Here is a 24,639-nt window from a genome sequence, read left to right on the forward strand (position 1 = left end):
GGCCCCTTGTCGGGCCGCCCTTTTTTGGGACGTGTACCGGAGGCAATGGTGGGTGGGTTTCCCGGGAGTTTCGAAGGCGTCGATCTTGCCGCGCTGGCCGCGCGCGAGGGCACGCCGCTGTACGTCTATTCCGCGCCCGCGATCCGCGAGCGCATCCGCGCCTTGCGTCAGGCGCTGGCCGGATTGGATGCTGGCATCCGCTATGCAGTGAAAGCCAACGGCAATCTTGCGGTGCTGAGGCTGCTGGCGGCGGAGGGTGCCGGGGCGGACATCGTGTCGGGCGGCGAGCTGCTGCGCGCACTGCGTGCCGGCATCGCGCCCGAGGCCATCGTGTTCTCCGGCGTGGGCAAGACCGATGCCGAGATCGACGCCGCGCTGGCGGTGGGCATCGGCCGGTTCAACATCGAATCCCGCGCCGAGCTCGACGCCTTGCAGCGCCTCGCGGCCGCGCGCGGCACCGTGGCCGTCGCGGCGGTCCGCATCAATCCGGACGTGGACGCGCGCACCCACGCCAAGATCTCCACCGGCAAGGCGGAGAACAAGTTCGGCGTGCCGATGGACGAAGCGCGCGCGTGGTTCGAGGCTGCCGCCGAGCGGCCCAACGTGCGCCTGGACGGCTTGCACATGCACATCGGCTCGCAGCTGCTCAGCCTCGACCCGGTGCGCGAGGCGCTGGGGCGCATGGCCGCGTTCTGGCGCGCGCTGGAGGCCGCCGGCCACGCCATCACCAGCATCGACGTTGGCGGTGGATTGGGCGTGCGCTACCGCGACGGCGAGGTGGCGCCGGATGCGAACGAATACGCCGACGCGATCCGCGCGGCGCTGGCCGGCTTCAATGGCCGCATCCTGGTGGAGCCCGGCCGCTGGCTGGTGGCCGAAGCGGGCCTGCTGCTCACCCGCGTGGTGCTGGAAAAGCAGGGGCGCGAACGCCGCTTCCTGATGCTGGATGCCGGCATGAACGACCTGCTGCGCCCCAGCCTGTACGACGCCTGGCACGACATCGTGCGGGTTGGCGATGCGGCCGGCCGCGACCGTGTCGCCTACGACGTCGTCGGCCCGGTGTGCGAGACCGGCGACACCTTCGCCCGGCAGCGCGAGATGCCGCGCTGCGCCGCCGGCGATCTGGTCGCCATCCTCGGTGCGGGTGCCTACGGCGCGTCGATGGCGTCCACCTACAATGCGCGCCCGCTGGCTGCGGAGGTACTGGTCGAGGAGGGGCGCTACGCGGTGATCCGCATGCGGCAGACCTTCGATGCGATGATCGCCGACGAACGGCCGGCGGACGACTGGAGGACGGCATGAAGCGGGTAATCGCGGTGGTGTTGGCGTGGCTGGCCGCGGGCGCGGCACTGGCAGCCGCGCCGCAGGGCCCCACGCCCGAGGCCGTGGAGGCCACCGTGCAGGCCGCCATCGCGCGCTACCACCTGCCCGGTATCGCGGTGGGCGTGATCGAGGACGGCCGGGTCACGTTCGCCAAAGGCTTTGGTGAGACCGTGTACGGCAGCGGCGACCCGGTGACCGGGGACACCCTGTTCAAGATCGCCTCCAACAGCAAGGCGATGACCGCCGCGCTGCTGGCGCGGCTGGTCCAGCAAGGCAAGCTGGCGTGGGACGACCCGGTGGTGAAGCACCTGCCGGCGTTCGCCATGCACGACCCGTGGGTGACCGCGCACATGACGGTGAGCGACCTGCTGGTGCACAACAGCGGGCTGCCGGAAGGTGGCGGCGATCTCATGCTGTGGCCGGAGCCCAATCTGTTCACCCGCGACGACATCGTCCGCGGCCTGCGCCACATCAAGCCCGCCTACGGGTTCCGCGCCGGCTATGCCTACGACAATCTGCTGTACGTGGTGGCGGGACAGGTGGCTGCAGCGGCGGGTGGTGCGTCGTACGAGGAACTGCTGCGGCGCGAAGTGTTCGAGCCGCTGGGCTTGACCGGCTGCCGCGTTGGCCAGTTCGCGCTGAAGGAGGCCGGCAGCGTGGCCCAGCCGCACGGCCGCGACGGCGACCGCATCGTGCGCACCCGCGGCGATGCGGACATCGTTCCGGCTATCGCCTCGGCGCCTGCCGGCGGCATCCGCTGCACCCTGCGCGACATGCTGACTTGGGCGAACGTCTGGCTGGCTCCCACGCCCGCCCAGCTGGCCTGGCTGGGCCCGGCCCAGCGCGCCGAACTGTGGAAGGCGCGCACCCCGATGCCGATTTCCCGGCTCAAGCGCGAGTGGGACAACACGCATTACTACGCCTATGCCTATGGCTTCCGCCTGGCCGATGTGGACGGCGAATGGACGGTGTCGCACACCGGCACGCTGGGCGGCATGTATTCGATGCTGATGCTGTTGCCGGACCGCAAGTCCGGCTTCGTGTTCATGATCAACGGCGATGGGGGGCGGGCGCGCACGGTGCTGGGCACGGCGCTGTTGAAGCTGTTCACCGCGCCGGCAACCTCGAAGGGCGTTGCCGGTTACGCGGAGGATCTGGAGCGTCCGGCGGCACCGGCCGCGACCGCCGCGGCCAAACCGCCGCTGCCCGATATCGCCCGACGCACGCCGATACGGCCGGATGCCCTGCGCGAGTGGCTGGGCGTCTGGCGCGACCCGTGGTTCGGTGAGGTGCGGCTGTGCCCGGTGGGGGAGGCGGTGGAATGGCGCTCACTCAAGTCGCCGAAGATGCACGGCCGGGTGGCGCGCCTCGATGGGCGCTACCTGCTCGTCTGGGACGATGAGGCTGTGGACGAAAACGCCTGGCTCACATTTTCCCGCGACGGTGCGCGCAGGCAGCTGCACATGGCGAAGCTGAATCCCGACGGCGACTTCAGCTCGGATTACGAGGACCTGGCATTCGCGTGGGAGCGCGGCTGTGACTAGGGCCCTGTGGGCGGTGGTGCTGTTGGCCTGCAGCGCGTCCCTGTGCGCTGGCGAGCCACCGGTCCTGTCGCCCGCGCGCACGATGGGGGAGGCAGGGCTGGTGGATATCCGCACGCTGGTCCCGGACCTGTCGCAGGACATCCGTTATTTCGGCAGCGACAACTTCGTCGGTGCGCGCGTGGATGGCTACGAAGCTCCGCGCTGTTGGCTGAAGCGCGAGGCTGCCCAGGCGCTGGCGCGGGTGGAGGCGACGCTGCGGAGGGAGCATCTGCGGCTGCGCGTCTATGACTGCTACCGCCCGGCCCGCGCCGTGGCCCGGTTCGTGCGCTGGCTGGACGATGCTGCCGACACCCGCACCCGGGACCGGTTTTACCCGGGCCTCGACAAGGCCCAACTGCGCGGCACCTATATCGCCCCGGTTTCCGGCCATAGCCGTGGCGCCACGGTGGATCTGACCTTGCTGCAATGCGATGGCCGTGATGCCGGCTGCCTGCCGTTGGACATGGGGACGCCGTTCGATTTCTTCGGGACCCGTGCCCACACTGACAGCCCCGAGGTCACCGCACGGCAGCGCGCCAACCGCCACCGCCTGCGGACGGCGATGGCGGCGGAGGGGTTCTTGAACCTGCCCGAAGAGTGGTGGCACTACCGCCTCGACCCGGAACCTGCGCCAGGGAGTTACTACGACGTGCCCATAACCGGCCCCAATCCGCACAGCCTCGATGGCGGCATCGACCAGCTGATGCAGCGCTACGATGGCGAGGTGCCCGGCGCATCGCTGCTGGTCATGCGCGATGGCGTGCCGGTGGTGGCGCGCGGTTATGGCCGCTCCGACCTGACGCAAGGCGTCGAAGCCGGCCCGGCCACGGCATACCGGCTGGCCTCGCTCAGCAAGCAGTTCACCGCAGCCGCCATCCTGCTGTTGGCGCAGGATGGCCGGCTGACCATCGATGATCCGGTCCGCAAGTGGTTGCCCTCGCTGCCCCCCGAGGCCCAGGCCATGACCCTGCGCCATCTGCTGACCCACACCTCGGGCCTGCTGGACTACGAGGACCTGATGCCGGTGCCGTACGCCGGGCAGATCCGCGATGCCGGCGTGCTGGCCCTGCTGGAGCGCGAACACCGCCTGTATTTTGCGCCGGGCAGTGCCTACCGCTACAGCAACAGCGGCTATGCGCTGCTGGCGCTGGTGGTGGAGCGGGTCTCCGGCATGGACTATCCGGCGTTCCTGCATGCCCGCATCTTCGAGCCGCTGGGCATGCGCGATTCGCTGGCATATGTCGCCGGCGGGCCCGAGGTGCCGCACCGGGCGTTTGGCCACAGCAAGATGGACGGCCACTGGCAGCGCACGGATCAGAGTGCGACCAGCGCGGTGCTGGGCGACGGCGGCATCTATTCGACCATCGAGGACCTTGCGCGCTGGGACGCTGCGCTGTACGACGACCGCCTGCTGTCGGCGGCGTCACGCGCGCTGGCATTCGCGCCGCACGTTCCCGTGGCGGGCGAGGGGTACGAAGCCTTCTACGGCTTCGGCTGGCGCATCACCGGCGAAACGCTGTGGCATTCCGGCGAGACCATCGGCTTCCGCAACGTCATCGTGCGCTGGCCGGCGCGCCGGCTGACCGTGGTGCTGCTCACAAATCGCAACGATCCCGAACCCTACCCGACGGCGCTGGCCATTGGCGCGCTGTTTCTGGACCGCTGAGGCGCTGCTGCCCGGCGACGTCCTGCCCGTGCTGATCAGGCGGGCGCCATCCCGGCCTGCGGTGCAGGACGTGAGCAGACGCCGCGGGGTGGACATACGCAGGGCCGGCGCACGGGTGGGCCGCCATCGCGGCTGTCTGGAGTGCTGCGGATGTAGGCTGTCAGCGGGTTGCCGCGCAGGCCTGGCAGAACACCACGGCTGGATCCGACAGCAGGCGCGCCGACTCGATCGCATCGTGGCAGGCGCAGCAGGCCCCGTACGTGCCGGCGTCAAAGCGGTCGAGTGCTGCTTCGAGCCGGCGCTTTTCCATCTGCAGCCGCGCCATGAGTCCTTGCGCCATGGCCTGTTGCTGCAGCGCGTCGATCCGCGAGAGCCTGCCGATGCTCGATGGGTCCAACGCAACCGTCGCGGTTGCCTGCTGCGCCCGGGCGATGGCCGCAATGGTGTCCCGCAATGCGGATTGCAGGCGCAACTGGCGGGGATCAGTGGGAGGGGGCATCGGGCAGGTGCAACTCAGCGGAGCAGCAGGGTGGGGATCCGCGACGAGCGCAGCAGGTCGGCGGTCTTGCTGCCGAACAGCAGGCTGCGCAGGGGCGAATGGCTGAATGCGCCCATGATGAGCAGGTCAATGGCCTGCTCCTTGGTGGTGCGGGCAATGACGCTCTCGGCGTCGCCGGGAACCAGCGCGGCCGTGACGTCGAAGCCGGCGGATGCCAGCGTGGTCTTGGCCGATTCCAGCTGCTTTTCCGCGGAAGCATCATGCCTGCCGGACATCAGCAGATGGATCGGCAGGCCACGGAACAGCGGACTGCCGGCGACCATGTCCACGCCGCGCCGGGTCACCGCTCCGCCATCGTAGGCAATCATCACCCGGCGGGGCTCGGTAAAACCTTCGGTCACCGTCAGGATCGGCTTGTGCAGGGCGCGCACCACGCGCTCGACGTTGCGCCCCAGGTCGCGCTGGGTCATTTCCGCGGCTTCGCCCCGGCGGCCCAGCACCAGCAGGCGCAGATCGGCCTCCTGTTCGGTCAGGGTCTGCTCCAGCTCACCGTAGCGTTGCCGTACGTCGACCTGCTGTGCCCCTGCGGCCAGTGCCCGTTCCCGCAGCCGGTTCAGGAAAACGCGCCCTTGCTCGCGCGCGCTCCGGGTGCGCATCGCGTCCTCGGTGGAGAGTCTGCTCAACAGGTTTTCCTGCGCGTCGATGCCGATCGCGCCACTGTGGTCATCGGCCGTGCCTTGCCCGGGGTGACGGTCGATCACGTGCAACAGCTCCAGCGGGGCATCCAGGCGGCGGGCGGCCCAGGCCGCATAGTCGGCGACATGGTCGGCGTAGCGGGACTGGTCCACGCAGGCCAACACCTTGTTCTCGTTCTTCATCGTCCTGATCTCCAACTCAGTGGCCCATCAAAATGTCGTCGGCCCCTTCCTTGTCGTGCACCGCGAATCTGTCCACCAGCGTGGCGCTGGCTTCATTCAAGCCGATGACCTCCACCTCGGTGGCTTCGCGACGGAACTTGAGGACCACCTTGTCGAGTGCGCCGACCGCCGTGAGATCCCAGAAATGGGCGCGACTGACGTCGATGCGCACCTTCTCGATCACTTCCTTGTAGTCGAAGGCATTGATGAAACGCTCCGCAGAGGCGAAAAACACCTGGCCGGTGACCGTATAGGCGCGGACGCGGCCTTCCTCCTCGGTGCGCGAGGAAATGCGGAGGAAGTGCCCTACCTTGTAAGCGAAGAACAGACTGGATAGCAGCACGCCCGTCAGTACGCCCTTGGCTAGGTCGTGGGTGCCCACGGTGACCACCACGGTGGCCAGCATCACCATGCTGGAGCGTTTCGGGTGCTGGCGCAGGTTGCGGATCGACGCCCAGTTGAAGGTGCCGATGGACACCATGATCATGACCGCGACCAAGGCCGCCATCGGGATGCGTGACACCCAGTCGCCGGCAAACACCACCATCAGCAGCAGGAACACGCCAGCCGCAAGCGTGGACAGCCGGCCGCGGCCGCCGGATTTGATGTTGATGACCGACTGGCCGATCATCGCGCAGCCCGCCATGCCGCCCAGGAAGCCTGTGGCGATATTGGCGATGCCCTGGCCCACGCATTCCCGGTTCTTGTTGCTGCCGGTATCGGTCAGATCATCGACGATGGAGGCCGTCATCATCGACTCCAGCAGGCCGACCACGGCCATGGTGGCGGAAATCGGGAAGATGATCCCAAGCGTTTCCAGGTTCAGCGGCACATCGGGCAGCAGGAAGGCAGGCAGGCTGTCGGGCAGCTTGCCCATGTCCCCCACGGTCCGGATATCCAGACCCAGGAAGATCGTAACCGCGGTCAACGCCACGATCGCCACCAGCGGTGACGGCACGGCCCTGGTGAGGTATGGGAAGCCATAGATGATGGCCAGCCCCGCCGCCGTCATCGCATAGACCTGCCACGTCACGCCCGTCAGCTCGGGCAACTGCGCCAGGAAAATCAGGATCGCCAGCGCATTGACGAAGCCGGTGATGACCGAGCGCGACACGAAGCGGATCAGCGAGCCCAACCGCAACCAACCCGCCAGGACCTGCAGCAGGCCGGTCAATACGGTCGCTGCCAGCAGGTATTGCAGGCCGTGGTCTTTCACCAGCGTGACCATCAGCAGGGCCATCGCGCCCGTCGCCGCCGAGATCATGCCCGGTCGCCCACCGGTGAAAGCGATGATGGTGGCAATGCTGAACGATGCGTACAGGCCGACCTTGGGATCCACCCCCGCAATGATCGAGAAGGCGATGGCTTCCGGGATCAGCGCCAGCGCCACCACGATGCCCGCCAGCAGATCGTTGCGGACGTTGGACAGCCAATCCTGACGAATCGATTTCAGCATTCCTGGGTATTCCTGCGATGCGGCCGGCCTGCAGCCGCCGGCGAGTGGGAGAGGGGGCGCGTGCCCGCGGTGCGGGCGGCATGTGGCGTGTTGCGCCATGGACGAGGCGCCCGGGGCGGCGTGGGAAGGCTGGCGGTTTCGCCACATCCCGGCTGCGCGGAATGGCTCCTGGTCCGGCCCGGCGCAGTGCCGGCAGCGCGGGCTTGCGCGAAGCGATCCACTGCAGTGCTTGGGGGACATCCACACCGCGGCAGCGGCGCGATGATAGCCCATTTTGCTGCAATGCCGCATTCACCGCGGTCTGGCCAGCCCGCAGCCGCGCCACCTGGCCTGCCGGTTCTGGCAGGTATCGACTGTCACCGTGTAGCAGTCGGGTGTAACAGGTCGCTGTGTTGCCTTGAACGAAGCACTGATGCGCTCTGCGGCCAGTCAGACAGGCTTTCCATCGTCTTGCAGGTGTAACAGGTGATACAGGGAGTGTTTTTGATTTTTTTTGTAAGTAACTGAATTTAAAGATTTTCCTGTTTGGCACGCAATCTGCTTAGTAGGAGGGCAGCAGAGCGGGGAGAAGGTCATGGAGCGTATGTGGCGATCGGTATTGGTGGCGGCAGTGGTCTGCATGGCTATGCCGGCGCATGCCGCGGGGGTACGCAAGAGCGACAAGACCCAGCCCGGCGAGATCGTCCTGCTCCGCACCGTATCCGCTCGCCCCGCGGTGCGCATGCATCCACCGGGGATGGCGCTGCTGGTGGATCCCTCACCGCGCAGGGAGATCCGCGCGGCATTGGGCGAGATGAGTGATGACGAATATGGCGCGGTCAACTCAGGGCGGGCCCAATCCGTGCAGAGTATCGCCGAGCGCATTGGCAGTGACCGGGGTGAGGGGGCGCTGGGTGCGGCCCTCGGGTCTCTCACGCATTCCTCAGAACCGGTTCCTGGCGGCCATCTGGCTGGTTCCGTCGGTGGGGCAGTGGGTGCGGCAACCCGCGGTATCGATGAGCAGGTGCGCGGCACGCTCGCCCGGTTTCCGCTGGGAGGGAAATGATGCGCGCCAAGCTGCCCATGCATTGCATCGTCTGGCTGCTGCTGGCGTGCGGCCAGGTTCTGCCCGTCGCCTTGGCGCAACAGGCGCCGGATTCGTACGACGCCATGCTGCAGTACCTGGGTGCGAACGCACGAATCGATGGCCACGCATTGGCGTCGAGCAGCGGCGCGGTGCGTATCAATCAGGCCGCCGGGGATCTCAATTTACAAGCCAACCTGCAGGCCATGGCCGTAGGCGGGTTCGCGTCTGCCGCGGGCAGGGTCTGGCAGCGCAGTGAGAACGATGTGGCTACTGCGCCTGTGCACGCCTCGGTTGCCATCTCCGATGGTGCCCTGGCCAACGCCAGCGGCATGTACGCGATCAATCAGGTTGCCGGCTCCGGTAACGCCCAGTTCAACGTAGTGGCCGCCGCGCTTGCGGGGTACGGCATCGAAGAGGCGGATGACGCAGTCATGGCCGCCAGTGGAGCAATGCCAGCGGGGGGGACGCCGTCGCCGCTGGATCAGCCTGGAACGTCGCGGGAAGTGGCAGTTGCTGCTACTGCGATGCAAGGGTTTCGCGGCGTGATGCAACTCAACCAGGTCGCGGGTTCCGCGAATGCAACGGGGAACACATTGGAAATCTCCGTATCCGGCGGACCGTGAAAGTTCGTTCCACAACCAAGTGAAGACGAGGAGAGTGTGATGAAATCTTGCAAGACGAAAGCCCTTGTGGTCGCTGTTGCCGCACTGACCGCAAGCATGGCGGCCAACGCGGCCGACAACAAGAACAAGTCCGCGGACATCAACCACAACCATGTGGTCACCGAAGTCCGCAACAACATCCGCAATGATGTCAGCAACGAAAGCTCGACCAAGACCACGGTGGAGACCACCAGCGTGAGTGAAGACGAGCGCCGTGAGAAGAACAACCACGGTGTCGACGTCAATCTGGAAAAGGATCTTCGGCTGAGCTCTGACATCAGCTTCACCGGCTCACCGACGGTTTCGGGCGATCTGAACATCGACTCGGCTGCCATTTCCGTGATCGACAATCGGCAGTCGGCTTCCGGCAACCTGGGGCTCAACTCGCTGTTGACCAACGATGCATCGATCGGCGATGACGTCGCTTCGGATGCTTCCGGTAACCTCGGGTTCAACGTGGCGGCGGGTGATAACAACATCCAGGACAATGCCGCCGCGCTGTCCGCTACCGATGCCTCATTCGCTTTTGGCATGGCCGATTCGGAAGTGTTCGTTGGCCAGACCGGGGTCGATAACATGACCTGGAACTCCGGGGTCACCAACACGGCCGGTGTTTCCGGAAATGCCTTCGCCAATGCCTCCGGCAACATCGGGGTGAACGTGGCATCCGGGAACAACAACATGCAGAAGAACGCCCTGGCCGGCTCGGTGGCCACCAGCGCCTATGCGACGGCCACGGTTGCTTCCAATCAGGCATCGTCCGGCAACATGGTGGCGAACTACGGCCACTACGAGCGCATCGTGGATACGATCGACATCAGCCTCGGCGGAACGGTCTCCGGCAGCATCGCTGGCAGTGGGAGTTACAGTGGTACCGGCAACGCCTACCAGATGCAGAACTTCTATCCCGATATCTGGCCCGGCAGTGGGCCGCATCCGACGCCGAATCCGCAATGGGGTCATGCGGACTTTGACAACGAGACACAGGGCGCCGTCGAGAACCCCTATAACCCTGGAAATGGTGGCATCGCGTTCGATACCGACGAGGCCGGTACGTTCAGTGAGCTGAGCTATGCCGATTTGACGGCAAGCCTGAGCGGGCAGATCGTCAACGTCAGCTACGTCGCAGTCGACGCGACCAATACGGCCAGTCTGAGCGGCTCCGCATTCAGTGCCGCCTCGGGCAATATCGGCGTCAATGTAGCAGCGGGAACCGGCAACATGCAGGCCAACAGCCTGTCGCTGGCGGTTGCGCAGCCTAGCTCCTCGGGCGGTGGCGGTGGCGGTAGCGGCGGCGGTGAGTGATCTTCCCGTCGCGGCCGTGTGATCGGTAACCGCGGAACCATGATCCGGCCACCGGGTGGTGGCCGGATCATTTCGGGAATTGCGTTCTTTACCGGCAAACCAGCTAAGAGCTTAAACGGGGTGGTTTGTCGTAAGGGGCACGAAGATGCGTCGATGTGTAAGCGGTGTGTTGCAGTTGATGTGGCTACCCATGCTTGCCGGCATAGCCGGTCACGCCGCGGGCGCGGACGTAGGCTTTGGTGCAGTCTCACCTGACGGTGTGCTGTATACCCGCCGTGTCGAGAGCATGCAGGAGCGACGCTTCAGGACTCTGGTGCGGCAGCAGACTGACTTCAGTTGCGGTGCTGCAGCGCTCGCCACCATTCTCCGCTATGCCTACCACGTGGACGTGGATGAATCGACAGTGATCCAGGGCATGCTGGGTGTTGCCGACCCCGAGGTGGTACGCCAGCGTGGATTCTCCCTTCTGGATATCAAGCGTTACGTCGAGCGGCTGGGCATGCGCGGGCGGGGCTATCGCATCGACGAGTCCCGATTGCGCACGCTGCGGGTGCCCGGCATCGTCCTGATGGACGTCAAGGGGTTTCGCCATTTCGTCGTGCTCAAACAGGTGCGCGGGGACTACGTGGAGTTGGCGGATCCCATTCTGGGTAACCGCACGGTGCCTTTCCAGGACTTTCTGGCCTCTTGGCCGTTGCGCGCCGTGTTCATCGTGATAGGAAACGACTTTGATCGGAATACCGCGCTCCTCTCGCCCGTTGAGCGGGCGGATGCAAAGTCGTTGTTTGACCGACAAGGCCCGTTGACGGATGCCGAATTGATGGATTTCGGCTTTACCCATTCGGATCTCTTCTGAACGAGGTGTTCCATGGACAGATACAGAATTTTTGCGGCTGCATGGCTGTTGTCGGCATTGCTTCCGGCAACCGCAGCCAATGCGCCGCGCGGTGCTGACAGGGGCATCCAGGAGTTGCCGGATGCCGAGCTGGGTAACTTGCGCGGGCGTTACACAGTTGCCGGTTACGGGGTGGCCTGGTTTGGCGTCAGTATGGTGTCGAGCTGGGTCACGGCGACCGGGCAGAGCCTTACGGGGACGCTCATGGTGGGCCTTGATTTCTCCAGCGGCCAGCCGCGGCTGGTACTGGTGCCCAGCGTGACTCTGGATATGGTGGATGAGGAAGGCCCCAAGGAGGGTGTGACGCGCACGGTGGATGCCAGCGGTCTGGCCAACATCACTGGCATTACACAGGCCGTGCAGGTTGCGGGAGATGGCAATACCGCGCTCAATGGGATGCGCTTGACGGTGCGTGATGCCACAGGGGCAGAGCAGGGGCCTGGAGCCATGATGGCAGGCGGTGACGTCAACGCTGCGCAGTCGGGTTCGGCTTCTGTCCTTGCGGGGATGGAAGCTAACGGCGCTCGTGTCCAACTTCGCATCGAAGGGCAGGGCTTGGTCGAGCAATGGATGCGCGGTGGCAGCATCGGGCAAAGCATCCAGCTTGCCGGAGATGGTCAGCGAGCCAGTAACAGCATGAATATCGAGCTGGTTCGGCAACCCTTGGCGATGAACGCGCAGCTCAGTCAAAGCGTCGCCCAAGCCATTGCGCTTGCGCGTGGAGTAGGCCGATGATCCGGCAAGGTGGTGCGTCGTCCGCCCGGTTCCTCTACTTGGCGGCGTTGGCGGCAGGAGGGCTGTGGCCGACGGCAGCAGCAGCGCAGGATGCGCCCGCCGCAGCTACCCAGGCCGAGATCAGGACATTGCTGGCGCAGCTGGAGGCATTGAAGGCCAGTTATGCCGTGGAAGTTCGCAAGCTGCGCGAGTTGGACGCCCAGGTGCAGGCCCTGCAAGGACGGATTGCTGGCACTCCCACCCAAGGGAACCCTTCGCCCGCCACGCTTGATGGGCAATCCGGGCAGGTGGCTTCCGGCGTCGCCCAGGAGGGCTATGCCAGCACGGCGACGGAGGCGGAGCAGGCACAGGCCAACGTGCGTCGCAGCGTGGATGACGTCAAGCAGCAGCAGTCCGCATTGTTCAATGGCAAGTTGACCATCGAAAATGGAGTGACCTATGCCCGATATGACCGCAAGCAGCTGACCCTGAACGGCTTTCTGGCGCTGGATGCAATTTTCCTTGGCAACATCGCCATCGAAAATGTCGAGTCCGATTCGCTGACCTACAACTTCGCGGCGCGCTGGGGCGTTAGTCCACGCCTCACGCTGAGTGCCGATGTGCCCTACATACTGCGAAAAACCATCTACCAGAAAGGTGGCGCCGGTGGATCGGCCGCGGCAGTCGCGCAGGAAGAGACTACTGGTGGCGGAATTGGTGACATCACTTTAGGTGCCAATTACCGGCTGTTTGCGGAGTCGGGCTGGAGGCCGGAAACCGTCTTGACTGCCAGCATTACCGCGCCTACCGGACGAGAGCCGTATGGCATGGACTGGCGAGTGATCGAGCGCGATAACGACGACTTCATCCGCTTCGCCGTGCCTGCGGAGCAACCGACTGGAAACGGGGTCTGGCAGGCCGGGCTGGGGTTGTCGATGGTCAAGGCCACCGACCCGGCGATTCTTTTTGGCAACATCGGGTTCACCCATTCTTTCCAGCGCAGTTTCGACGATATCGACTCCGATCCTGAAACCACCAATCCGGGGCGCGTCGCGCTGGGTAACGCTTTCTATTTCGGTGCCGGAGTGGCGTTTGCCTTCAATGAACGGACCAGCCTGAGCATTTCGTTCAGCGACAGGATGGCCGCGCGCGCACGTACGCGCTATGCGGGATCAGACTGGATCAAGATCGTCGGCAGCGATGCCAACGCCGGTACGCTGAACTTCGGCGTGACCCACGCGTTGTCACCGAAGGCAACCTTCGTCGGTGTGCTGGGCATTGGTGTCACGCCGGATGCGCCGGATTTCAGCCTCTTGGTGAAAATACCCTACATGCTGTGATGGTTCTCCACCCGGCCGTGGAGGGTGGTGAGACTGGTTCACGCGATCGCGGCGCGCAGACGTTCAAGCGCAATGCCATGCCGATTGCACATGCGATAGATGGTCACACGCGATACCCGCATCAGCCTTGCGCAGGCGCTGACGTTGTAGTCGGTGCGGGCCAGGCAATCAAGCAGGTAGTCGCGCTCGTCTAGGCCGTCGCCTACAGGGCTGTTGGCCGCCACCTCGATCGCAGCAAGTCCAAGATCCTCGCAGTCGATCAGCTCCGATTCGGCGGTCACCGCTGCGCGCTGGATGCGATTGAGCAACTCGCGTACGTTTCCGGGCCAGGGGTGGTGGAGAAGCGCCCGCTTGGCCATTTCGGTGAAGCCGACCGCACGGGTGCCGTAGCGGGTGCGGAAGCTGGCCAGAAAATGCGCTGCAAGCAGGAGGACATCCTGCCCACGGTCGCGCAGGGCCGGCATGGGAAGATGCAGGACATTGAGGCGGTAATAGAGGTCTCGCCGGAAGCGGCCAGTGCGCACCGCCTCCTCAAGATCCACATGGGTGGCTGCGATGATGCGGACATTCACCTGAATTGGGTGGTTGCTGCCCAATCGCTCCACCGTACCCTCCTGAAGGACACGCAAAAGGCTGGTTTGTGCTTCCGCTGGAAGATCGCCCACCTCGTCAAGGAAAACGGTGCCGCTGTCGGCGGACTCGAACAGGCCTTGACGGCGACTCACAGCGCCGGTGAACGCGCCTTTTTCATGGCCGAAAAGTTCCGATTGCAGCAGTGATGAGGAAATCGCACCGCAATTGACCGCCAGAATCGGGCGGCTGGCGCGTGGCGAGAGGCGATGCAAGGCATTGGCGGCCAGTTCCTTGCCGGTGCCGGTTTCCCCGCAGATCAGTACCGGTAGTTCGATGACTGCGTATTTGTGGAGCAGCTTGCGCATATACAGCATCGCCTTGCTCTCGCCCATCAGATCATTTGAGAGCGAAGCATGGCAGGCGTGTGCGCCAGCGCTGCGCGCGCGCAGGTAAGCCAGCAATGGGTTCAGGTCGTTGTGCTCGATGTGCTGGCTGCATGTGAACAGCAACCTGGCGGCCTCAGCCGGGGCATCGGGCCCTGGCCTGCCTAGCGCCACTGCGTCAGATGCCGGATGTCTGGATGCATGGCCTGCCATCCATCGGATTTCAAGTGGCGAGGCGTGTCGCAGATCGAACAATAGAACCTCGCGATCAGTGCCACGAAACCTGATCTGCTCCGGCCCATGACCTGCGATGGCGCGCACTTGCCACCCCTCGGCTGCCAGTGCCATCCGCTCGCGTGCGTCCGGATGGCCGAACCAGATGACACAGCACTTTTCGCCATTGACGGATGCAATCGTGCCCTTGTCCCTCTCCATGCCGCACAGCTCCAGCATTCGAACCCACAAAAGAGTAAACGCAGCATGTGTCAGGAAACGGACACCGTTGTCTGAAACATCCTGAATGCGTGGTTGGCGTCCCGACTGCGTCAGATACAACGACCGACGGAGCGCATCGGAGATGCAGCTCCCAGCGCGCGGCAACAGATCCCGGAGTGAGGTCGAAGCAACCCGGCAAAAATGGGCATTGGATCCAGAGTGACGCCAGGCGAGTCTGTGAACCGCCCCGGGTTCTCCGAAGACTGTTTGGTGTGAGTCACGCTGACGCGGGCGACTCTGCTGAGAGCGGACATTGAGGTGATGGCCGAGCCACCTCTCCGCCGGCGGTCTTTACCGCATACGGAAAACCGCCACCAACTCCGCCAGCTCGTCGGCCTGCTCCTGCAGCGAATGCGCCGCCGCAGTGGCCTGTTCCACCATGGCGGCGTTCTGCTGGGTGACGCCGTCCATGTGGGTGATGGTCTGGTTGACCTGCTCGATGCCGGTGCTCTGCTCCTGCGAGGCGGCCGAGATCTCCGCCATCAGGTCGCTGACGCGGCGCACCGCGTCCACGATCTCCTGCATCGTACCGCCGGCCTGCGCGACCAGCGCCGCGCCCTGGTCCACCCGCTGCACGGAGCTGCCGATCAGGCCCTTGATCTCCTTGGCAGCTTCCGCGGAGCGTTGCGCCAGTGCGCGTACTTCACCCGCGACCACCGCGAAGCCGCGGCCCTGCTCGCCCGCGCGCGCCGCCTCGACCGCGGCATTGAGCGCCAGGATGTTGGTCTGGAAGGCGATGCCGTCGATCACGCCGATGATGTTCTCGATCTGCTTGGAGGCGGCGGTGATGCCGTCCATCTGCTCGACCACCTGCTCGACCACTGCACCGCCGCGCGATGCCACGTCGGCCGCGCCGGTTGCCAGCTGCCGCGCCTGGTAGGACGACTCGGCGTTGTTTTTCACCGTGGAAGTCAGTTCCTCCATCGAGGCCGCGGCTTCCTCCAGGCTGGCCGCCTGCTGTTCGGAGCGCGCGGACAGGTCGCTGTTGCCGGCGGCGATCTCGCGCGCCGCGGTACGGATGGCGTCCACCGCCGCGTGGACGCGTTCCATCGTCTCGGTCAGCCGTTCGACGGTGGTGTTGGTGTCGTCGCGCATGCGGCCGAACACGCCGCGGTAGTCGGCGGTAATGCGCTGGGTCAGGTCGCCCTGGGCCAGCGCGCCCAGGACGCGCTGCACGTCGGCGATGGTGCTGGCGTTGGCGTCCAGCATGCCGTCCACACCCTCGGCCAGACGGCGGAAGAACCCGGTCTTGCCCTCCACCTCGATGCGTTTGGACAGATCGCCAGCAGCGGCGGCTTCGATGACCTCGCCCACTTCGGCTTCCACCGCGACTTCCTGGCTGCGGTCGCGCCACTCGACCACCACGCCCAGCCGCTCGCCGTCCGCGGACACCACCGGCGCCGCGGTCTGCACGAACACGGCGCTGCCGAACACCAGCTCGCGCTGCTGGAGGGCGTCGATACGCGAGGTGTCGGCGCCGCTCGGCTGCAGTTGGGCCAGCGGTTGGCCTTCGAGCTCGACCAGATCGGCCTGCGGCAGGTGGCGGGCAAGGGTGGGCCGGTACTGGCCCAGCAGGTTGCGCATCGCCGGATTGGCATAGGCGACCGCGCCGTCCGCATCCGCGATCAGCATCGCGGTGCCGGCGTTATCCAGCGCGATGCGGACGCGCTGGTTCTCGGCGGCGATCCTGCGCTCGGCATCCAGCCGCGCCTTCAGGTCGGCCTGCATCTTGCGCAGCGCCCGTGAAACCTTCCCGACTTCGTCATTGCCGCCCGCTGCGATGGGGTAATCCAGCTGGCCGGCCGCCACCGCGTCCACGCCCTGCACGATGCCGCGCAGCGGTTTGCCAATCAGTGTGCGCAGCAGGACGACCACGACCACGACCAGCAGCAGCACGCTCACCACACCTACCAGGATGACCCGGTTGCGGATTTCCACGACACCCGCCATGACGGCATCGGCCGGCGCCGTGACCATCAGCGCGAAGGCGTCCGGCGAATGGCCGACGGTCACCGGCACGTAGACGCGGAACACTTCGCCCTGCACCAGCGAGCCGGTCTCGCGGCGACGCACCACCTCGCCCCTGGCCAGCGCCGCCAGCACATCGCGCAGGTCCTGCTTCCACGGCTTGCCCAGCAGCTCCTTCTCCGGCGCTGCCAGCACCATCCCAGTGGGTGACAACAGGCGCACCACGCCGCGCTGGTAGGGGCGGATCCTGGCCAGATTGGCCTGGATTGCGTCCAGGGTGATGTCGGCGCCCGCCACGCCGCGGAACTGGCCGTCCATCTTGAGCGGCACCATCAGGCTGGTCATCAGCACCTGCTTGCCGTCCACCTTGTCGGAATACGGCTCGAACATGAGCTCGTCGCCGCGCTGGCGTACCGCAGCGTAGTATTTCTCTGCCCCTTCGCCAGTCACGACGATGTTGTTCTCGCTGCCCACCACGCTCTGCAGCGATACTTCACCGGAGGCCGAGCGCGTCCAGTACACCGACATCCGGCCATCGTCGTTGCTGACCTGCTGGCTGGGCGTCAGCCCGGCGGCGAAGGTCTTCAGGGCCTCCGCGTCCGGTTCGCCTTTCTTCCATGCGCGGGCGAACTCGGCGTCACGGCCGTCGAACCCATTGGGTTCCAGTTCCAGCCAGTAACCCAGCACGTTGGGATCGGTTTCGGAGAAGCGGCGCACCAGGGCGGAGGCTTCGGCGCGCTGGGCGCCGCCGCGGGCCATCATCACCAGTGTGGCGTCGGCCAGGCCGCGCACGCGGGACAGCGTTTCGGTGGTGGAACCGCGTACCTTGGCGGCTTCCGCGCGAGCCAGCTGCTCCAGTTCGTCCATGGCGGTGGCTTCCTGCACCTCCGCCGCCTTTCTCTGGATCAACCACGCCGCGCCGGTGAAGCACAGGGTCGCCACGATGCCCAGCACCAGCGCGGTACGCGCCACGATGGAGTGCATGCCCGTCCCGATCTCTTTACGCATTGGTCATTCCTCAGGTGCGCTGGTTCGTGGGCGTGGCTGGAGCAGGCGCGGCATGGCTGCCCGGAGAACAAGCCTTGTCAACGGTATCGTCAGCAAGGGCCAGATCTCGATGATTGGCGCAGGCGCAGGGATTACCCGGGGTGGTTCCGGCCCGGGAGAACGACCCGGCCTGCTCTGCCGGCACGGGGGGGCGATGGGGGGCGTCAACCGGGCCTAACCCGTTGTTCACGCAGGGAAATGCGACGATTCGTCCGCTCGCGCATGGGCCTGGCACGTGTCACGCATGGGCGGGAAAAACAAAAAGGCCAGCCGTTGCCGGCTGGCCTTGGAAGGGTGGTGGGCCAGGGACGCCGGAACAACGGCCGTAACCCCCTGAAATGCGCGGATTTGCGCGAACCGAAATTTCCCGATGCCCCCAATGATGCCCCCAGCTGGTGGTGGTGACCGGCAGGGGAAAGAAAGCGCCCCGCTACCATCCCAGCAGCGGGGCGCCGATGCCGCTACGGCGGCGATGCAGGGTCACGCGGGAGGATTCACCCGTAGGCGTCCGCAACGCGGATGACCGCGCCCCTGCTGCTGCGGTTTTTCATGAAGGCGGCACTCGCAGCCAATCCGCCACCGGTCGGGAAGAGAACCCACGCGGGCCCGAGCCGGCAACTCCCCGCGTCCTATTGCAATCGCTTGACGTACAACAGCAGCTCCCGATTCCGGGTGCGGATGTTCTGCGCGCTCACGATCTCGAACGCCTCGCCATCGACCAGCACCCGGTGGCGCGCGCTCACGCCGTCACGCCAGCGCATGGTGACCTTGGCGGCGATCTCGCTCTGCGCCTCAGCCGCGGCGATGAACTCGCGGCCCAGCAGCGGCTCGACCTTGGCGAACGCTTCGGCATAGGTGGTCCAGGCGGTCACGGTCTCGCCGTCCGGGCCCCGCGTCGTGGTCAGGCTCTGCAGCTGGATTTTCGTGTTCAGCTCTTGGGCGGTGAATGCCATGTGCGTTCCTCAGACAAAGGCCAGCCCGCGGCTGGCGTAGGGGTCAACAGGGGCGGCTTCGGCTTGCTGCCAGCGGCCGATGGCCATGCACGCGGCGACCACGCCATCGATGCGCTCGGTGCTCTTCGCCTTGCTCGGCTTGAGGTTGCCGGCGGGGTCCATCTCGACGGTCACGTTGGAGACCATCCAGCGCAGCACCGGGTTGCCGTCATGCAGCAGCTCGCGCCCGACGATGCGGCGCTCCAGCTCGCGCGAAGGCCCTGCCATCGATGCGAAGCCCTGCCCGAAGCCGACCAGGGCGAGGCCATCGCCGGCCAGCTGCGTGGTCAGCTGCGTGGCGTTCCATCGGTCGAATGCCACCTCGCGCAGCTGGTAGCGCTCGGCCAGCTCGCCGATGTCGCGGCGGATGTAGTCGTAGTCGGTCACCGCGCCCGGCGTGGCGGTGATCAGGCCCTGCGCGACCCATTGGTCGTAGGGCACGCGGTCGCGCCGCACGCGCTCGCGGATGGTGTCTTCGGGAATCCAGAAATGCGGCTTCAGGATGAGCTTGTCGCCGACGTGGAAAGCGAGCACGAACGCGGACAGGTCGGTCGTGCTGGCCAAGTCCAGGCCGGCCCAGCACTCGCGCCCCTGCAGCTCTGGCAGTTCGCCGCGGCAGCCGTCCCAGGCATCCATCGCCAGCCAGCGGGAATCCTGCTCAGTCCACTGATTCAGCAGCAGCCGACGGAAGCTGTTTTCGTAGGCCGGCGTCGCCTGCGCCTTGGCGCATTCCTGCTCGAAGTAGTCGCGTTGCACGGTGATCCCGTAGCCCGGATGCGCCTTCGCCCAGGTGGCCGGATCCTTCCAGTCGTCATCCTCGTCTGCGGCGAACAGCACCGGCAGGAAGCTGGGGTCTTCGATGATGCCGTCGCGGACCTTGCGCGCGTGCTCCCACAGCTCATAGCAGAGCGAATGCCGGTCATAGCCCGCGGTCGTGGTGACCACGGTCAGCGGTTGCCGGCGTGCGCCGGTGCTGGTGACCAGCGTGTCCCACAGCTCGCGCCCAGGCCAGCAGTGCAGCTCATCCGCGCCGATGTAGTGGCAATTTAGGCCGTGCTTCGTGTAGGCGTCGGAAGACAGCACGCGGTAGCTGCTGCCCATCTCGGGCAGCGTGATCGCGTTCTTGAACACGTCGGCCCTGCTCAGCAGCTCGGGCTCGGCCTCCACCATCTGGCGGGCGATGTCGAAGCACAGCCGCGCTTGCTCCCGATCGGCCGCGGCGTTGATGACCTGCGCGCCCGGCTCGCCATCGGCGAATGCGGCATACAGCGCCAGGCCGGCGGCGAGCGTGGTCTTGCCCGCCTTCCGTGGAACCGCGATGAAGGCGGTGCGGTAGCGGCGCGTTCCGTCAGCACGCTTCCAGCCAAACAGCGGCCGGACGATGCGGTCGGCCTGCCAGTCGGCCAGGACGAAAGGCTGCCCGCGCCATTCGCCGGTGGTGTGGGTCAGGCACTCGGCGAAGAACGCAACGGCGCGCTCCGCAGCGGCTTCGTCATACCAGTAGCCCGATGCGTTCGCATTGCGACCGCATGCGCGGCGCTTACGCGGCGAAGAATCGGGCTTTGCCACGCTCGACCTCCGGGGCCTTGTCGGCGGTGATCCGCGCCCGCGCGCTCGGGGTCATGCCCAGCTCGCCCATGAGCTGGCGCAGCTGCCCCACCATGCTCATCGAAGCGCCGCCGGCCTTCACCGCCTCCAGGTAGGCCGCGAACGTCTCGCAGTAGGTCGCCAGCAGGTCGCGGTCGGATTGCTTCAAGACGCCGGCCGTTGCCAGCATCGGCGCCAGGCGCGCCCAGTGAGGCGTGGCGGCTTGGCTCAGCCATTCCGGCGGTGACGTATCAGCCGGGCCCGTGTCGGGCTCCTGCGTATTTACAGGACGCTTGCCGGCGTTCCCGTTCAACAGCCGCAGCGCGGCAGGCTTCGGGCGCTGCCCTCGGGTCGCCATCTCAGCGCTCCCTGAGACCGGCAATGCGCGGCCGTGCGTGTGAAGGGGGGCGGGCGTGCCGTGGCGATTCACCCTCCAGCGATTTTTCCTCGCGGTTCCACGGGTGACTGGGGTCGAGCGGCATGCCGTTGGCGTCGCACCCCTTCATGCGCCGCGCGCGCCCGCTCTGGCGCTCCCTGGTGCGCATGGAGTGGCACGGCTTGCACAGGCTGGACAGCTCTTCGCCGATGACGTTCCGGCTGGTGTCGTCGGTGTTGTGGTCCACCTCCATCGCCGGCGCGCCGCAGTCCTCGCACAGCGGGAAGCGCTCCAGCTGTGCCTTGCGGATGGCGCGCCACTGCGCCGACCCGGTATGCAGGAACCGGCCACGCTGGCGCTGGTTCCCCTGGTCGCGGGCGGTGGCGTCAGACGGTCGCCGCGGGCGATGCGTCGGCAGCTTGGCGGGCATGGTCAATTCCCTCAACGGTGGGCAGGTTCTCCAGGCGGCGGGCCTCACTGGGCAGCAGCCATCCGGCATCGATGCCGCTGGCGTAAAAGTCGGCGCGGCTCTTGGCATCGCCCCGCAGCAGGCCCTCGACGCTGTGCTCGGCGAACAGTTGCTTGCGGGCCAGCGGCGGCAGCAGAGCGCGGGAAATGGCTTGCTCCCACATGACCAGCCAACGGCGCAGGGTCATGGTCACGAACACGCGGCTCATCTCCACGCTGTTGGAGAAGTTGCCGTGTCGCAGGTCGCCGATCATCGTGGGCGGCACGCGGTAGATGCGGGCCACCTGCTCAACGCTGAACTGCTGGGCCGCGATCCACTGGGCATCCTCCAGGCTCATGCCCACCTGCTGGTAGGTCAGCCCGTTCTCCAGGATGGCGGTCTTGCCGGCGTTGTCGGTGCCCGTGAACTGTGAGCGCCAGGACGTGGCCAGGCGCTGCAGGCTCTCCGCTGTCATCTGGTGCGGGGTCTGGAGTACGCCGGACAGGCGCGCGCCATTGGCGAACGTCTTGCCGCCATGCTGCTGCTGAGCATTGGCCAGGCCGATGGTCTCGCGTGCGATCTGGATCCGGCTGCGGCCGGTGATCCCGTTCTCGCTGCGGTCCTTGAGGTGCAGCACCTCATCCTGCAGCAGCCGGCGCACGCGGCCATTGTCTTCGTCCACGTCATAGGCGATGCGCCCGCTGGGCAGCTTGAGCACCGTGACGCGGCCGGGGTGGATCGGGGTCAGCGCCTCGACGTTGCCGGCGCCGTCCCAATGGATTTCCGCATAGGCATTGCCGCGCAGCAGGACCGCGGCGGTCATCTGCTCCCGGAACTCCAGCGCTGTCTGCAGCTCGTTCGGCTGGTGGTGGAGCACGCCATACAGCGGATGATCGACCGCCTTTTCCCGATCCTCGCCCTTGCGGCGGTACAGGTGCAGCGGCAGCGTGCCGATGGTTTCGGCGATGGCCTGCACACTGGCGAAGCATGCCGAAATGCTCTCTGCGGTCTCCGGCGTGATCGTGTCGCCGGTGGCGGTGGTGGCGATGCCGAACAGCTGGGCGGTCGCCGGGTCGGCGATGCTGCTGCGGGTTTCGGTGTTTCGGCTCCAGGGCCACTTCATCGCACGGTCTCCAGCCAGTAGTGCAGCAGCGCCAGCTGGCTTTCAGGCTGGCGGCTGCGGACGCTCACTTCGGTTTCGCTGTAGGCCGGCCAGCTCTGCACCACGCTGATTTCCCGCAGCTCGACGTTGCGCAGCTCGCGCAGGTCACCGTTCCAGGTGTCGCCGCCGTCGTGGACACGGAAGCCGAAAGACATGCCGCCCAAGTCGCCACGCTCGGCAAGCGCAGCCAGGTCGCGGCCCTTTTGCGTGTCCGGCAGGGTCAGCTCGAAGGCCAGGCCGTCGGCATCCTCCCGCAGCGCGAGCGTGCCGGAACGGGTGCGGCCCAGGACTGCGGCGGGGTCGTGGTCGGCCAGCGCGAGAATGTCGGCCCCAGACGCAAGCGAGGCCGTGAAGGCCCCGCGTGCGATCTTTTCCCGGAAGCTGCCGATGCGGGTCTCGCTGTCGAACTTGGCGACGTACCCGACCAGCTTCCGGCCGCTGGCGCGAAGCTCAGCGGCCTGCCGGCGCTCGATGTCAGAGCGCGACATCGCTCGCCACCACGAACGCCTTGGGGTGGCGCACCGCGGTATCCACCGTGGCCATCGCCCGGACCAGCACGCCGCCGCGGGCATAGGCCACGGAGTCGAACGGGTTGACCAGGATGTCCAGCTCGCTCCAGATGCCCAGCAGCACCTGCGACCAGTCGCCCAGGATCAGCTGGCCGGTGTCCGGCGTACCGGTCACCACGGGAACCTGGTTGGTCACATGGACCGGCAGGTCGGCCATCTTGCCGGCTTCCATGAGGTAGCCCGCGATGCCGGTGGCCTTGAGCGTGCTGGCGAGCTTGGTCTTGACCTGCGGCGAGGTCAGCCAATGAGCTGCCTCCGCGTTGGCGATCTCCAGCTTTTCCAGCATCTCCAGCACGTTCGCCCAGCTCAGGGTGGCCAGGTTGGCGGTCTGGATGCCGACGGTGCTCAGCAGGCCGACCGGCTCATTGGTGCCGCCGCCGTCGATCAGCGCACCATCGATCGCCTGAGCGATCTGGAACGCCATGTCATCGCGCAGCAGCTGCTCGATGTCCGGGCTGCTCTGCTGGATGAGCTGGCGGCTCATCTCGCTGATGCCGCCGACATGCTTCGGGCTCAGGCCGACGCTGCCGACGGTCATGTCCGAAGCGCTGAGGTTGCTGCCTTCCGCAACCCAGCCGGTGGTGGTGGAACTGCCGTGCTTCGGGATGCTCAGGTCGCCGCTCAGGCCGGACAGGACGCGCACGCCCAGCTGGCGGGCCAGCAGACGATTGCGCAGCGGCTGGATGTAGTCGGCCGGGCGGTGGTCGGTCGGCACGATCTGGCCGGCGCTGGTGGTGGTGTTGACGCGGGTCTCCAGGGCGCGCATCGGCACCAGGATGCCCTGCGCCTTGCGGCCACTGCGGCGCTCGGCTTCGGCGTGGTATTCGGCTTCGGCGCCGGTCAGCTGGCGGCCCTCCATCTGCGCGCGAATCACGCTCAGGATGGAAACGCGGCTTTCCAGATCGGCCATCGAACGCTCGCCGCCGCCGACACGCTCGCCGCCCATGCGGCGCTCGGCATCGGCCAGGAACGTGGCGCGGGCTTCGTCGGCCTCCAGCGCGGTGATCTCGCCCTTGATGGTGTCGAAGCTGGCGGACTCTTCCGCCGTGAGGGAACGCTTTTCGCCCTCGGCCTTGGCGACCAGGGCACGGGCTGCGGCGACCTTGGACGCCTTGGCCTCGCGGATTGCTTGCAGGTTCATCGATGAACTCCGGGTGTGGTGTTGGGATTCCCGGATAGACCAATTACGCGCGCGCGCAAGGGTCTGCAAACACTGGACGGCGGCGGGCTGGCACGGACACGAATCCCGGCCAGTGAGGGGCGGAAATGCGCGAAGGCGGGCACGCGTCGGGGATGGACAAGGGACGGGGACAAGACGGGGACAAGACGCGGACAGGACGCGTGACCGCACGAATCGTTCAACGTAACGTTCGACGTAACGTTCAACGTGACGTGCACGTGACGTTCGCGCAAGGCTTGCCGGCAAGCGTGCTACCAGCACCGGTTCCGCGTGCTAGTAGCACCGATTCCGCGTGCTACCAGCACCGGTTCCGATGCTATGAGCATCGCCGGGTGCCGCGGGGCAGATTCGCCGAGCGTTCGCCGAGCGTTCGCCGAATGCGCTCGATGCCGAGACGTGGGCATGCCTGGGCATTCGGCTACAGCGAAGCCCA

20 protein-coding genes and 1 pseudogene are annotated in these 24,639 nt (G+C 66.3%); 9 read left to right on the forward strand and 12 right to left on the reverse strand.

Features of this window, described 5'->3' with window-relative positions; translation table 11 throughout:
- The first annotated feature begins 48 nt into the window (after window positions 1-48).
- The 3 genes from lysA to ACK4SG_RS05025 all read left to right on the forward strand — a co-directional run bounded on the left by lysA (window position 49) and on the right by ACK4SG_RS05025 (window position 4,572).
- On the forward strand, window positions 49-1,302 hold the full coding sequence (gene lysA / locus ACK4SG_RS05015) for a diaminopimelate decarboxylase (protein WP_409600325.1): 1,254 nt from the start codon (window positions 49-51) through the stop codon (window positions 1,300-1,302).
- On the forward strand, window positions 1,299-2,867 hold the full coding sequence (locus tag ACK4SG_RS05020; protein WP_409600327.1) for a serine hydrolase domain-containing protein: 1,569 nt from the start codon (window positions 1,299-1,301) through the stop codon (window positions 2,865-2,867). Before lysA ends, ACK4SG_RS05020 begins: the two co-directional genes overlap by 4 nt.
- Before the next feature lie 82 nt (window positions 2,868-2,949).
- Window positions 2,950-4,572 (forward strand): serine hydrolase, encoded by a 1,623-nt coding sequence (locus tag ACK4SG_RS05025; RefSeq protein ID WP_409600721.1) that lies wholly within the window; start codon window positions 2,950-2,952, stop codon window positions 4,570-4,572.
- 160 nt (window positions 4,573-4,732) lie between these two features.
- Here the strand turns inward: ACK4SG_RS05025 and ACK4SG_RS05030 are convergent, their stop codons facing one another.
- The 3 genes from ACK4SG_RS05030 to ACK4SG_RS05040 are packed head-to-tail and all read right to left on the reverse strand — an operon-like array spanning window position 4,733 to window position 7,444.
- Window positions 4,733-5,044: a TraR/DksA family transcriptional regulator gene (locus tag ACK4SG_RS05030; RefSeq protein ID WP_409600329.1), complete on the reverse strand. Its 312-nt coding sequence runs from the start codon at window positions 5,042-5,044 to the stop codon at window positions 4,733-4,735.
- 41 nt (window positions 5,045-5,085) lie between these two features.
- On the reverse strand, window positions 5,086-5,949 hold the full coding sequence (locus ACK4SG_RS05035; protein WP_409600331.1) for a universal stress protein: 864 nt from the start codon (window positions 5,947-5,949) through the stop codon (window positions 5,086-5,088).
- A 16-nt stretch (window positions 5,950-5,965) separates the two neighbouring features.
- Window positions 5,966-7,444 (reverse strand): SulP family inorganic anion transporter, encoded by a 1,479-nt coding sequence (locus ACK4SG_RS05040; RefSeq protein ID WP_409600333.1) that lies wholly within the window; start codon window positions 7,442-7,444, stop codon window positions 5,966-5,968.
- A 574-nt stretch (window positions 7,445-8,018) separates the two neighbouring features.
- Here ACK4SG_RS05040 and ACK4SG_RS05045 point away from each other — a divergent pair.
- The 6 genes from ACK4SG_RS05045 to ACK4SG_RS05070 all read left to right on the forward strand — a co-directional run bounded on the left by ACK4SG_RS05045 (window position 8,019) and on the right by ACK4SG_RS05070 (window position 13,426).
- A complete protein-coding gene (locus tag ACK4SG_RS05045) occupies window positions 8,019-8,489 on the forward strand; it encodes a hypothetical protein (RefSeq protein WP_409600335.1) in 471 nt (156 codons plus the stop codon).
- Window positions 8,489-9,133: a hypothetical protein gene (locus ACK4SG_RS05050; protein ID WP_409600337.1), complete on the forward strand. Its 645-nt coding sequence runs from the start codon at window positions 8,489-8,491 to the stop codon at window positions 9,131-9,133. The genes ACK4SG_RS05045 and ACK4SG_RS05050 overlap by 1 nt, the downstream gene beginning before the upstream one ends.
- A 39-nt stretch (window positions 9,134-9,172) precedes the next feature.
- The gene (locus ACK4SG_RS05055; RefSeq protein WP_409600339.1) at window positions 9,173-10,477 is read left to right on the forward strand and encodes an adhesin; all 1,305 of its coding nucleotides are present in this window, start codon (window positions 9,173-9,175) and stop codon (window positions 10,475-10,477) included.
- 145 nt (window positions 10,478-10,622) lie between these two features.
- A complete protein-coding gene (locus tag ACK4SG_RS05060; RefSeq protein WP_409600341.1) occupies window positions 10,623-11,333 on the forward strand; it encodes a C39 family peptidase in 711 nt (236 codons plus the stop codon).
- A gap of 12 nt (window positions 11,334-11,345) precedes the next feature.
- A complete protein-coding gene (locus tag ACK4SG_RS05065; RefSeq protein WP_409600343.1) occupies window positions 11,346-12,107 on the forward strand; it encodes a hypothetical protein in 762 nt (253 codons plus the stop codon).
- Window positions 12,104-13,426, forward strand: coding sequence for a hypothetical protein (locus ACK4SG_RS05070; RefSeq protein WP_409600345.1), 1,323 nt, complete (start codon window positions 12,104-12,106; stop codon window positions 13,424-13,426). The genes ACK4SG_RS05065 and ACK4SG_RS05070 overlap by 4 nt, the downstream gene beginning before the upstream one ends.
- A 38-nt stretch (window positions 13,427-13,464) precedes the next feature.
- Here ACK4SG_RS05070 and ACK4SG_RS05075 read toward each other — a convergent pair whose 3' ends face one another.
- From ACK4SG_RS05075 to ACK4SG_RS05115, 9 genes and pseudogenes are all read right to left on the reverse strand, one after another.
- The gene (locus tag ACK4SG_RS05075) at window positions 13,465-14,817 is read right to left on the reverse strand and encodes a sigma-54 interaction domain-containing protein (protein ID WP_409600347.1); all 1,353 of its coding nucleotides are present in this window, start codon (window positions 14,815-14,817) and stop codon (window positions 13,465-13,467) included.
- 357 nt (window positions 14,818-15,174) lie between these two features.
- A pseudogene (locus ACK4SG_RS05080) lies at window positions 15,175-17,853 on the reverse strand (methyl-accepting chemotaxis protein); the annotation flags it as partial.
- A gap of 668 nt (window positions 17,854-18,521) precedes the next feature.
- On the reverse strand, window positions 18,522-18,845 hold the full coding sequence (locus tag ACK4SG_RS05085) for a phage head closure protein (RefSeq protein ID WP_190281368.1): 324 nt from the start codon (window positions 18,843-18,845) through the stop codon (window positions 18,522-18,524).
- Between the two features lie 9 nt (window positions 18,846-18,854).
- Window positions 18,855-20,453 carry a terminase large subunit gene (locus tag ACK4SG_RS05090; RefSeq protein ID WP_409600349.1) on the reverse strand — a complete coding sequence of 533 codons (1,599 nt, stop codon included), beginning with the start codon at window positions 20,451-20,453 and terminating at the stop codon, window positions 18,855-18,857.
- Entirely contained in the window at window positions 20,425-20,829 is a 405-nt protein-coding gene (locus ACK4SG_RS05095; RefSeq protein ID WP_409600351.1) for a P27 family phage terminase small subunit, read from the reverse strand. The genes ACK4SG_RS05090 and ACK4SG_RS05095 overlap by 29 nt, the downstream gene beginning before the upstream one ends.
- 1 nt (window position 20,830) lies before the next feature.
- Window positions 20,831-21,277: an HNH endonuclease gene (locus tag ACK4SG_RS05100; protein ID WP_409600353.1), complete on the reverse strand. Its 447-nt coding sequence runs from the start codon at window positions 21,275-21,277 to the stop codon at window positions 20,831-20,833.
- Window positions 21,234-22,418, reverse strand: a complete 1,185-nt coding sequence (locus ACK4SG_RS05105) for a phage portal protein (RefSeq protein ID WP_409600355.1) — start codon at window positions 22,416-22,418, stop codon at window positions 21,234-21,236. The genes ACK4SG_RS05100 and ACK4SG_RS05105 overlap by 44 nt, the downstream gene beginning before the upstream one ends.
- A complete protein-coding gene (locus tag ACK4SG_RS05110; protein WP_409600357.1) occupies window positions 22,415-22,945 on the reverse strand; it encodes an HK97 family phage prohead protease in 531 nt (176 codons plus the stop codon). The genes ACK4SG_RS05105 and ACK4SG_RS05110 overlap by 4 nt, the downstream gene beginning before the upstream one ends.
- Window positions 22,932-24,167 carry a phage major capsid protein gene (locus ACK4SG_RS05115; RefSeq protein WP_409600359.1) on the reverse strand — a complete coding sequence of 412 codons (1,236 nt, stop codon included), beginning with the start codon at window positions 24,165-24,167 and terminating at the stop codon, window positions 22,932-22,934. Before ACK4SG_RS05115 ends, ACK4SG_RS05110 begins: the two co-directional genes overlap by 14 nt.
- Window positions 24,168-24,639 lie beyond the last annotated feature (472 nt).

It is taken from the genome of Thermomonas sp. (assembly GCF_046293095.1).
Taxonomy (GTDB): domain Bacteria; phylum Pseudomonadota; class Gammaproteobacteria; order Xanthomonadales; family Xanthomonadaceae; genus Thermomonas.

Excerpts from the sequence above, each read along its gene's own strand:
- ACK4SG_RS05020 (WP_409600327.1), top strand. The coding sequence starts at position 1,299 with ATGAAGCGGGTAATCGCGGTGGTGTTGGCGTGGCTGGCCGCGGGCGCG.
- ACK4SG_RS05025 (WP_409600721.1), top strand. The coding sequence starts at position 2,950 with ATGGGGGAGGCAGGGCTGGTGGATATCCGCACGCTGGTCCCGGACCTG.
- ACK4SG_RS05035 (WP_409600331.1), bottom strand. The coding sequence starts at position 5,949 with ATGAAGAACGAGAACAAGGTGTTGGCCTGCGTGGACCAGTCCCGCTAC.
- ACK4SG_RS05040 (WP_409600333.1), bottom strand. The coding sequence starts at position 7,444 with ATGCTGAAATCGATTCGTCAGGATTGGCTGTCCAACGTCCGCAACGAT.
- ACK4SG_RS05045 (WP_409600335.1), top strand. The coding sequence starts at position 8,019 with ATGGAGCGTATGTGGCGATCGGTATTGGTGGCGGCAGTGGTCTGCATG.
- ACK4SG_RS05050 (WP_409600337.1), top strand. The coding sequence starts at position 8,489 with ATGCGCGCCAAGCTGCCCATGCATTGCATCGTCTGGCTGCTGCTGGCG.
- ACK4SG_RS05055 (WP_409600339.1), top strand. The coding sequence starts at position 9,173 with ATGAAATCTTGCAAGACGAAAGCCCTTGTGGTCGCTGTTGCCGCACTG.
- ACK4SG_RS05060 (WP_409600341.1), top strand. The coding sequence starts at position 10,623 with ATGCGTCGATGTGTAAGCGGTGTGTTGCAGTTGATGTGGCTACCCATG.
- ACK4SG_RS05065 (WP_409600343.1), top strand. The coding sequence starts at position 11,346 with ATGGACAGATACAGAATTTTTGCGGCTGCATGGCTGTTGTCGGCATTG.
- ACK4SG_RS05070 (WP_409600345.1), top strand. The coding sequence starts at position 12,104 with ATGATCCGGCAAGGTGGTGCGTCGTCCGCCCGGTTCCTCTACTTGGCG.
- ACK4SG_RS05075 (WP_409600347.1), bottom strand. The coding sequence starts at position 14,817 with ATGGAGAGGGACAAGGGCACGATTGCATCCGTCAATGGCGAAAAGTGC.
- ACK4SG_RS05085 (WP_190281368.1), bottom strand. The coding sequence starts at position 18,845 with ATGGCATTCACCGCCCAAGAGCTGAACACGAAAATCCAGCTGCAGAGC.
- ACK4SG_RS05095 (WP_409600351.1), bottom strand. The coding sequence starts at position 20,829 with ATGGCGACCCGAGGGCAGCGCCCGAAGCCTGCCGCGCTGCGGCTGTTG.
- ACK4SG_RS05100 (WP_409600353.1), bottom strand. The coding sequence starts at position 21,277 with ATGCCCGCCAAGCTGCCGACGCATCGCCCGCGGCGACCGTCTGACGCC.
- ACK4SG_RS05105 (WP_409600355.1), bottom strand. The coding sequence starts at position 22,418 with ATGAAGTGGCCCTGGAGCCGAAACACCGAAACCCGCAGCAGCATCGCC.
- ACK4SG_RS05110 (WP_409600357.1), bottom strand. The coding sequence starts at position 22,945 with ATGTCGCGCTCTGACATCGAGCGCCGGCAGGCCGCTGAGCTTCGCGCC.
- ACK4SG_RS05115 (WP_409600359.1), bottom strand. The coding sequence starts at position 24,167 with ATGAACCTGCAAGCAATCCGCGAGGCCAAGGCGTCCAAGGTCGCCGCA.